11 protein-coding genes are annotated in these 7,764 nt (G+C 56.6%); 7 read left to right on the top strand and 4 right to left on the bottom strand.

Features of this window, described 5'->3' with window-relative positions; all coding sequences use genetic code 11:
• The first annotated feature begins 42 nt into the window (after positions 1–42).
• From ACEQWH_RS15085 to ACEQWH_RS15095, 3 genes are read left to right on the top strand one after another with little or no spacing between them, the layout of a single operon-like run.
• Positions 43–549, top strand: coding sequence for a DUF2937 family protein (locus ACEQWH_RS15085; protein WP_370232217.1), 507 nt, complete (start codon positions 43–45; stop codon positions 547–549).
• A gap of 52 nt (positions 550–601) precedes the next feature.
• Positions 602–1,885, top strand: coding sequence for a lipoprotein-releasing ABC transporter permease subunit (locus ACEQWH_RS15090; protein ID WP_370232219.1), 1,284 nt, complete (start codon positions 602–604; stop codon positions 1,883–1,885).
• Complete coding sequence (locus ACEQWH_RS15095) at positions 1,878–2,555, top strand: ABC transporter ATP-binding protein (RefSeq protein ID WP_370232221.1); 678 nt, start codon at positions 1,878–1,880, stop codon at positions 2,553–2,555. Before ACEQWH_RS15090 ends, ACEQWH_RS15095 begins: the two co-directional genes overlap by 8 nt.
• Here ACEQWH_RS15095 and ACEQWH_RS15100 read toward each other — a convergent pair.
• A complete protein-coding gene (locus tag ACEQWH_RS15100) occupies positions 2,552–2,989 on the bottom strand; it encodes a DMT family transporter (protein ID WP_370232235.1) in 438 nt (145 codons plus the stop codon). The two genes, ACEQWH_RS15095 and ACEQWH_RS15100, sit on opposite strands and share 4 nt — an antisense overlap.
• A 75-nt stretch (positions 2,990–3,064) precedes the next feature.
• Positions 3,065–3,727: a DNA-3-methyladenine glycosylase I gene (locus ACEQWH_RS15105; protein WP_370232223.1), complete on the bottom strand. Its 663-nt coding sequence runs from the start codon at positions 3,725–3,727 to the stop codon at positions 3,065–3,067.
• 80 nt (positions 3,728–3,807) lie between these two features.
• Between ACEQWH_RS15105 and ACEQWH_RS15110 the strand changes: the two genes are divergently transcribed.
• The 4 genes from ACEQWH_RS15110 to ACEQWH_RS15125 all read left to right on the top strand — a co-directional run bounded on the left by ACEQWH_RS15110 (position 3,808) and on the right by ACEQWH_RS15125 (position 6,819).
• A complete protein-coding gene (locus ACEQWH_RS15110; protein WP_370232225.1) occupies positions 3,808–4,164 on the top strand; it encodes a hypothetical protein in 357 nt (118 codons plus the stop codon).
• A gap of 170 nt (positions 4,165–4,334) precedes the next feature.
• Positions 4,335–4,961 carry an ATP-dependent Clp protease proteolytic subunit gene (locus ACEQWH_RS15115; protein WP_370232227.1) on the top strand — a complete coding sequence of 209 codons (627 nt, stop codon included), beginning with the start codon at positions 4,335–4,337 and terminating at the stop codon, positions 4,959–4,961.
• A 148-nt stretch (positions 4,962–5,109) separates the two neighbouring features.
• The gene (clpX, locus tag ACEQWH_RS15120; protein ID WP_370232228.1) at positions 5,110–6,375 is read left to right on the top strand and encodes an ATP-dependent Clp protease ATP-binding subunit ClpX; all 1,266 of its coding nucleotides are present in this window, start codon (positions 5,110–5,112) and stop codon (positions 6,373–6,375) included.
• A gap of 87 nt (positions 6,376–6,462) precedes the next feature.
• Positions 6,463–6,819 carry a RidA family protein gene (locus tag ACEQWH_RS15125; RefSeq protein WP_370232230.1) on the top strand — a complete coding sequence of 119 codons (357 nt, stop codon included), beginning with the start codon at positions 6,463–6,465 and terminating at the stop codon, positions 6,817–6,819.
• Positions 6,820–6,826: 7 nt separating this feature from the next.
• On the opposite strand, the gene ACEQWH_RS15130 is transcribed toward ACEQWH_RS15125, so the two are convergent.
• Complete coding sequence (locus ACEQWH_RS15130; RefSeq protein ID WP_370232231.1) at positions 6,827–7,018, bottom strand: hypothetical protein; 192 nt, start codon at positions 7,016–7,018, stop codon at positions 6,827–6,829.
• A gap of 144 nt (positions 7,019–7,162) precedes the next feature.
• Positions 7,163–7,764, bottom strand: a 602-nt coding sequence (gene ureG / locus ACEQWH_RS15135; RefSeq protein ID WP_370232233.1) for an urease accessory protein UreG, incomplete at its 5' end; no start/stop codon positions are given.

The following is a 7,764-nucleotide window of genomic DNA, read 5'->3' on the forward strand; positions in this document are numbered from 1 at the left end:
ATTTCAAGGTATTTTGGCTGAAAAGAACAAGAGGAACGCAGTATGATTGCACGCGCATTGGCCCTCTTGGGCGGGCTGGCCGGCGGGGTGAGCCTGTCGCAATTTCCTGAATATTCTCAGCAGTATATCCAGCGTTTGGCCGGAGCTGTTGACGAGCTGACCCTGTTCGTCGAAGGCTTTGACGCCGACGCGACCTCAGTTGGGCTGACGCGCGAAGCCGCGCTGGATGATCTGGCGAGCAGCGGTGACCTTGGCGCCGCGCGGGCCGAAACCATTGGGTCCACTATCGTTCGTTATGAAAAGATGAGCGAGGCTTTGGCCGTTCTGCAAAGCTCTGGGCCGTTCACGCGCGCCTATAATGCCATTCAATTTAACGACATGGATGTCGCGCAAGCTGCGATGATCGATTTCAAACCAGCCGTACCGGTAAGCTTTGAGGGCGCGGTTTTCACTGGCTTTGGCTTTGTGGGCGGCTGGATTGCTATTGCGTTGGTGCTTGGGGTTTTGCGGCGTCTGATCTTTGGGCGAAGACGCGCTGGCGTGGCTTGACCCGATTGGGGGCCATCCCTAGGGTGCGCGCAACAATAAGGCCGGAGCATTTATGGCAGGCACAGCCCCTTTTTCGCGATTTGAATGGTTGATCGCCTGGCGCTATCTGCGCGCCCGTCGCGCCGAAGGTGGCGTATCAGTCATGACCTGGATCAGCCTGATCGGCATCACGCTTGCGGTCTTTGCGCTGATTGCGACATTGGCCGTAAGGAGCGGGTTTCGCACAGAATTTGTGGATACGATCCTTGGATCCAACGCCCATGTGACGGTCTATCACAGCGCCGTTGTGACCGAACGTGGGCAACTGGACCGCACCATTCAGAACTATGACGAACTGGCCGCAAGTGTGCGCTCTGTCGAGGGCGTGACGCGCGCTGCACCTTTGGTGAAGGGGCAGGTGATGGCGAACCTGCGCAACAGCAATGCAGGCGTCGAAGTCTTTGGTATCTCGCAAGAAAACCTGACCACCATCCCGCGGATCGCCAATCCTGAAACCTCTGTCGGGGACATCGCGCGGTTCAACGAGGGCATTGCCATCGGTTCGGGTGTCGCACGCGAGTTAGGCGTGTCTTTAGGCGATAAGATCAAGTTGATCTCGCCCAACGGGGTGCGCACCGCCTTTGGCGTCAGCCCGCGCGTGGTCAGCTATGAAGTGGTCTATATCTTCACCGCCGGGCGCTATGACATTGACCGCACCCGCGTCTACCTGCCGTTTGACGCCGCGCAGAGCTTTTTCAATCTGGAAGGGGCGGCCAATGAAATCGAAGTCATGGTCGAGGATCCCGAGAACGTGGACCTGCTGGCCCTGAATATTTTGCAGGTGGCCGGCGATCGCGCGTTGCTTTGGACATGGCGCGACACATCGGGCGGCTTTCTCAGAGCGCTCGAGATCGAAGACAATGTGATGTTCATCATCCTGTCGATCCTTGTTCTGATTGCTGCGATGAACATCGTGTCTGGGCTGATTATGCTTGTCAAAAACAAGGGCAGCGATATCGGGATCCTGCGCACCATGGGCCTGTCAGAAGGATCGGTCTTGCGCGTGTTCTTTATCTGTGGGGCCTTTACGGGCGTGATCGGCACGGTGCTGGGCGTGGTGCTGGGGTGTCTTTTTGCGATCTATATCGATCCGATCTTCTCGTTTGTGAACTACGTCGCCGGTGGCGGGGTTTGGGATCCGGCGGTGCGGGGGATTTATCAGCTGCCTGCAGAGCTGCGACTGGAAGATGTGCTAAGGGCTGTGTTCCTCAGCTTGGGCCTGTCGTTTGTTGTCACCATCTTTCCCGCGCGGCGCGCTGCGCGGATGAACCCTGTCGAGGCGCTGCGCTATGAGTGATGCTGTGCTGACCCTGTCGGGCGTCAAAAAGTCCTACAACAAGGGGCAGGCTAATCAGGTCACGGTCTTGTCGGGGTGTGATCTGGCCTTGAACGCTGGCGAAGTTGTCGCGCTGGTGGCGCCCTCGGGATCGGGCAAATCAACGCTGTTGCATATCGCAGGATTGTTGGATGAGGCCGACGCGGGGCAGGTTGCCTTGGCGGGTGTAGACATGGCAGGTCAATCAGATCGCCGACGCACCGCCGCACGACGCGAAGATGTGGGATTTGTCTATCAATTTCATCACCTTCTGCCCGAATTTACGGCGCTAGAGAATATCGTTCTGCCCCAGTTGGCCAATGGTGTTGCGCCGCAGGCGGCCGAGGCCCGAGCGCAGGAATTGCTGGCATCTGTTGACGTCGCTCACCGTGCCGCCCATCGACCGGCCGAGCTGTCTGGCGGCGAGCAGCAGCGCGTGGCCTTTTGCCGGGCTCTAGCCAATGCGCCGCGTGTTCTTTTGGCGGACGAGCCGACTGGCAACCTTGATCCGGCCACCTCTGACACAGTGTTTGAGGCGCTGATGTCGCTGGTGCGTGGATCGGGTATGGCTGCGTTGATTGCCACGCACAACCTTGAGCTGGCCAGCCGAATGGATCGTGTGGTGCGACTGGAAGACGGAAAGATCGTTTAGGTTTTCTGGATCACGTAAAGGCCTGCGGCCATCAAAGCGATGCCGCCCGCGCGGTTCAATGTGATCGGCGACACTTGCGCGCCAAACAGCCCGAAATGGTCAATCGCCGCCGCTGAGATCATTTGACCCAGAAGGACAAAAAAGATCGCGTTTCCAATGCCGAAATGCGGGGCGACATAGGTGACTGACAGCACGTAGAAAGCAACAAAACTCCCTGCGAAATAAAGCGATATGGGCGTGCCGGGCAGGGCGGAATAGGCCGATGTGCCCTTGGTGATGAACAGGCCAATCACCACAATCGTCAAGGCCACGGAAAACAAGATCACCGAGGCCGCATAGGGATTGCCCAGACGTTGCCCCAGCGCGGAATTCAGCGCGGCAAGAATTGGAATACCAATGCCTGCGATCAACATGATAAGTGCATAGGTCGTCATTTGAGGCATGGAAGGCTCCGCTGTCTGTCCCAAATCACCTGTGTCGCGCGTTCCAGAGAAAGCCTTTCGCAAACCCTAGACGCTTAGGGCAAGGGTGCGGCTGATTTCCGTAAGCCCACGCCCGGATTGCTCCATCCAGGTGTTAAAGGCCGCCTGAACCGCGCGCAGGGCGGTTTTTGAGGTCGAAGGTTTGTCGATTACACCTTCTGCGATCAAGCGTGCCGTGACGTCTTGAGACAAAATAAAGCTGTCGCGTCCGATGAAGCGCAACGCATAGGTGGCCGAGTTGCCGCCCAACCGTGAGCCCCGTTTCCCCAGTAGATCAAGCAAGCCGATGAAATCGGTCGAGGGCCAGTCTGCGACAGTTTTAGCGATGCCGCCCTCGGCGCGCAGCTCTTGAAAGAAAATCGCGTTGTCGATGACAGCCCGCAGTTTTGCCCCGTTGCGCACCACGTCCTTGTTGCCCAGCAGCGCGTCAAATTCCTCGTCGTTGAAGAAGGCCACGCGGTTCACGTCAAAGCCATAAAAGGCGGTTTCAAAGCCCTCCCATTTGGCTTCGATGACTTTCCAGTTAAAGCCTGCCTGAAAGATACACTTGGTGAACTGCGCCAACCATCGGTCCTCTGGAATTTTGGCCAGCTCTGCGGACGTGCGCGAGGGTTCGAGCATCGCGTTCAACGCATCGGCGCCGCCTTTGCGATCTGCGGCTATGTCATAGATGTCGTCAAAACTGCGCATGGCTTTCGATCCATTCTTGTCTGATCACCTTTGGAGTAGGCTAACGTATCTTTCGGCGTCGAAAAAGCAAAGTGGCACAGATGGCGGCGATGAACGGGATAGCTATGTTCGCCGCGATCAAACCCTGGATGACAGCAATCGCCCTGCTGGGCGGTGCGCCAAACAACATGCCCACGCCCGATACTGCGACCAAAGCAGAGAAAACAGCACAGGCGCCGCCGATCCAAAGCCATTTGGCGTTGGACGTGCGCGCAAAGATCCAAACGCCAAGCGCGCCCCAGATTATGGGTGGTGCAACAAATACCAAGATGATGAGCACGATGGGGGACATAGCTCAAACTGACGACGACCGCGCATTGCAATCAAGTCAGGACTGCACCACTCGGTCAGGGTCGCCTTATCACAAAGCGCCCAGCGGGTTTTCGATCTGCCTATAAACAAAGCAAAATCACACAGGGGGATTGTTTTGCGCTTTTCCTCAATTAAATCGAGTTTACGATGCGGTTAGGGAATTAACCAACGACGTCTTGCAGGTGCCCGCCCGCGCCACTAAGACTCTTTTTAGGCACAGGTCCGCAGCATGGGCCACAGCAGAAAGCAGGCAAAGATGAACGATCCAGTCGAGACATATATGAATTTGGTCCCCATGGTGGTTGAACAGACCAGCCGGGGCGAACGCGCCTATGATATTTTCAGCCGCCTGCTGAAAGAGCGCATCATCTTTTTGAACGGCCCCGTGCACGATGGCATGTCTAGCCTCATTGTAGCGCAGCTGTTGCACCTTGAGGCGGAAAACCCCTCCAAAGAGATCTCTATGTACATCAACAGTCCCGGCGGTGTCGTCACCTCTGGTCTGTCGATTTATGATACAATGCAATACATTAAGCCGAAAGTCAGCACGCTGGTCATCGGTCAGGCGGCCTCTATGGGCTCGCTTCTGCTGACCGCGGGCGACCCGGGTATGCGCTTCAGCCTGCCGAATTCCCGCGTCATGGTGCACCAGCCTTCCGGCGGCTATCAGGGGCAGGCGACGGATATCATGATCCACGCTCAGGAAACCCAAAAGCTGAAAACCCGTCTGAATGAAATCTATGTCAAACACACTGGCAAAGATCTGGCGACGGTCGAAGCGGCGCTGGAACGCGACAACTTTATGTCACCTGAAGAGGCGAAAGACTTTGGTCTGATCGACGAGATCGTGGAAAACCGCGCCACGGGTGATGAAGAAAAATAATTGAAAAGTGCGCCTCCGTGAACGCGCTGGGGCGCACTTTCGCATTGTATGCGGAAAAAGGCTGGCCTAAGCTGTCGGGAATGACGGTTGAAGACCAACCAAGAGCACAAGGCTCGGGCATAGGCAGATGGCCTGAAAGGACGACCATATGGCAAATTCTTCCGGTGGTGGGGACAGCAAAAACACTCTGTACTGCAGCTTTTGCGGCAAGAGTCAGCACGAGGTGCGCAAGCTGATCGCAGGACCGACCGTATTCATCTGTGATGAATGCGTTGAGCTTTGCATGGACATCATCCGCGAAGAGACGAAGTCCGCAGGGCTTAAGTCGTCTGAAGGCGTGCCAACTCCGAAAGAAATCTGTCAGGTGCTGGACGACTATGTAATTGGTCAGGCGGTCGCCAAGCGGGTTCTGTCGGTGGCTGTTCACAACCACTACAAGCGTCTGAACCATGCGCAGAAATCCGGCGACATCGAGCTGAGCAAATCCAACATTCTGCTGATCGGTCCAACCGGCTGCGGTAAGACGCTGCTGGCGCAGACGCTGGCGCGAATTCTGGATGTGCCGTTCACCATGGCGGATGCTACCACGCTGACCGAAGCGGGCTATGTGGGCGAGGATGTCGAAAACATCATCCTCAAACTGCTGCAGGCTTCTGAGTATAACGTTGAGCGCGCGCAACGCGGCATCGTCTATATCGACGAGGTCGACAAGATCACGCGCAAATCTGAAAACCCATCGATCACCCGCGACGTTTCGGGTGAGGGCGTTCAGCAGGCCCTGCTGAAACTGATGGAAGGTACGGTTGCCTCTGTGCCGCCCCAGGGTGGACGCAAGCACCCACAGCAGGAATTCCTGCAGGTGGACACGACCAACATCCTGTTCATTTGTGGCGGCGCCTTTGCTGGCCTAGATCGCATCATTGCACAACGCGGCAAGGGCTCGGCCATGGGGTTTGGCGCGGACGTGCGTGACAATGACGAACGCGGCGTTGGCGAGATCTTCCAGGATCTGGAACCAGAAGATTTGCTGAAATTCGGCCTGATCCCTGAATTTGTTGGCCGTCTGCCAGTCTTGGCAACGCTCGAAGATCTAGACGAAGACGCGCTTGTGATCATTCTGACCGAGCCAAAGAACGCATTGGTGAAACAGTACCAGCGTTTGTTCGATCTAGAAGACACCCAGCTGACCTTCACCGACGATGCGCTTAAGGCGATCGCCCGCCGCGCCATTGAACGCAAAACCGGCGCGCGGGGTCTGCGCTCGATCCTGGAAGAGATTCTGCTGGATACGATGTTTGATCTGCCCGGAATGGACAGCGTCACCGAAGTGGTCGTGAACGAAGACGCGGTCACAACAGAGGCTGCTCCGCTGATGATCCACTCGGACGAGAAAGAAGCCGCCGAGGCGAGCTGATCGCCAAACGCGCAAGTAAGTGATCCCCGTCGCAGGTTGCATGCCTCCGACGGGGATATTTTTTGGCAAGAGAAAAAGGGTATCGTTATGACCATCACACGTATTTCCTCGGGCGGGGAGTTTGAGGCGAAGGTTGGCTATTGTCGCGCGGTTGTTGCGGGCGGTTTTGTTCATGTTGCGGGCACCGTTGGGCAGGGCGATGACGTGGTTGCTCAGTGTAAATCGGCGCTTGAGACGATTGGGGCGGCGTTGGAAAAGGCGGGCTCGGGCTTTGAGAAAGCTGTGCGCGTGAATTATTACCTGCCCGATGCGTCGGAATTTGAGCCGTGCTTTGAAGTGCTGGCCGAGACGTTCGGGGCGAACCCTCCGGCGGCGACGATGATTGAATGCAATCTGATTGATCCCAAGTTCCGGATTGAAATCGAGCTGACCGCTTTGGCGTAGGTCGCGCTTAGTAAGCCAGAAAGCCAATAAACGACAGGGAAAGGCCCGCAATTTTGGTCGGGTCTTTTTTGATGACATCAAGAAAGTTTTTTAAGCCAAAACGCGCATAGGGCTGATAGGCACTGCCAAAACAAACGATCTGAAGAAAGAACAAAGCCGTGTTGTGCCTTGCCAAACCAAGCCCGCCAATAGTTGCCAAATAAACGCTCAGGACAATTGGTGTTGCAAAATAGATTTTCCGCCATTTGGGGCCGCTATATGTCAGGCTCGACTTAATGCCGCCGAGCCTAGGGTGTTGGCAATCACGCGTAAACTATTGAAACCCAGACGTTAATCATGTGATCTAGGAAGGGATTTGGGGCGCAAGACCGGCATTTTCCTCGATCACGGCAATGATCTGATCCACGTTTTTACCATGTTTCAGCTGCGCGAAGATGTGGGGGCGGCCGCCGCGTTGGGCGGTGGCGTCGCGGTCCATGACATCAAGGGATGCGCCGACATAGGGCGCGAGGTCGGTTTTGTTGATGATGAGCAAATCCGAGCGGGTCAGGGCCGGGCCGCCCTTACGCGGGATTTCTTCGCCTGCGGCCACGTCGATCACGTAGAGCGTGAAATCCGCCAGTTCCGGGCTGAAGGTTGCGGATAGGTTGTCGCCACCTGATTCAATCAAAACGACCTCGACGTCGGGGATCCGCGCCTGCATTTCGGCAACCGCGGCAAGATTGATCGACGCGTCCTCGCGAATGGCGGTGTGTGGGCAGCCGCCGGTTTCGACGCCGATGATGCGCTCTGAAGGCAGGATTTGCAGGCGGGTCAGGGCCTCGGCGTCTTCTTGAGTGTAGATGTCGTTGGTGATGACGCCGATGGAGTACCGGGTCTTGAGGGTTTCAGCTAGCCGTGCGGTCAGGGTGGTTTTGCCTGCGCCGACAGGGCCTCCGATGCCGA

This window comes from Cognatishimia sp., assembly GCF_964229375.1.
Lineage (GTDB): Bacteria > Pseudomonadota > Alphaproteobacteria > Rhodobacterales > Rhodobacteraceae > Cognatishimia.

Coding starts and splice junctions, on each gene's coding strand:
- ACEQWH_RS15105 (WP_370232223.1), bottom strand. CDS start 3,727: ATGCGCAGTTTTGACGACATCTATGACATAGCCGCAGATCGCAAAGGC.
- ACEQWH_RS15090 (WP_370232219.1), top strand. CDS start 602: ATGGCAGGCACAGCCCCTTTTTCGCGATTTGAATGGTTGATCGCCTGG.
- ACEQWH_RS15110 (WP_370232225.1), top strand. CDS start 3,808: ATGGCGGCGATGAACGGGATAGCTATGTTCGCCGCGATCAAACCCTGG.
- clpX (WP_370232228.1), top strand. CDS start 5,110: ATGGCAAATTCTTCCGGTGGTGGGGACAGCAAAAACACTCTGTACTGC.
- ACEQWH_RS15125 (WP_370232230.1), top strand. CDS start 6,463: ATGACCATCACACGTATTTCCTCGGGCGGGGAGTTTGAGGCGAAGGTT.
- ACEQWH_RS15095 (WP_370232221.1), top strand. CDS start 1,878: ATGAGTGATGCTGTGCTGACCCTGTCGGGCGTCAAAAAGTCCTACAAC.
- ACEQWH_RS15115 (WP_370232227.1), top strand. CDS start 4,335: ATGAACGATCCAGTCGAGACATATATGAATTTGGTCCCCATGGTGGTT.
- ACEQWH_RS15085 (WP_370232217.1), top strand. CDS start 43: ATGATTGCACGCGCATTGGCCCTCTTGGGCGGGCTGGCCGGCGGGGTG.
- ACEQWH_RS15100 (WP_370232235.1), bottom strand. CDS start 2,989: ATGACGACCTATGCACTTATCATGTTGATCGCAGGCATTGGTATTCCA.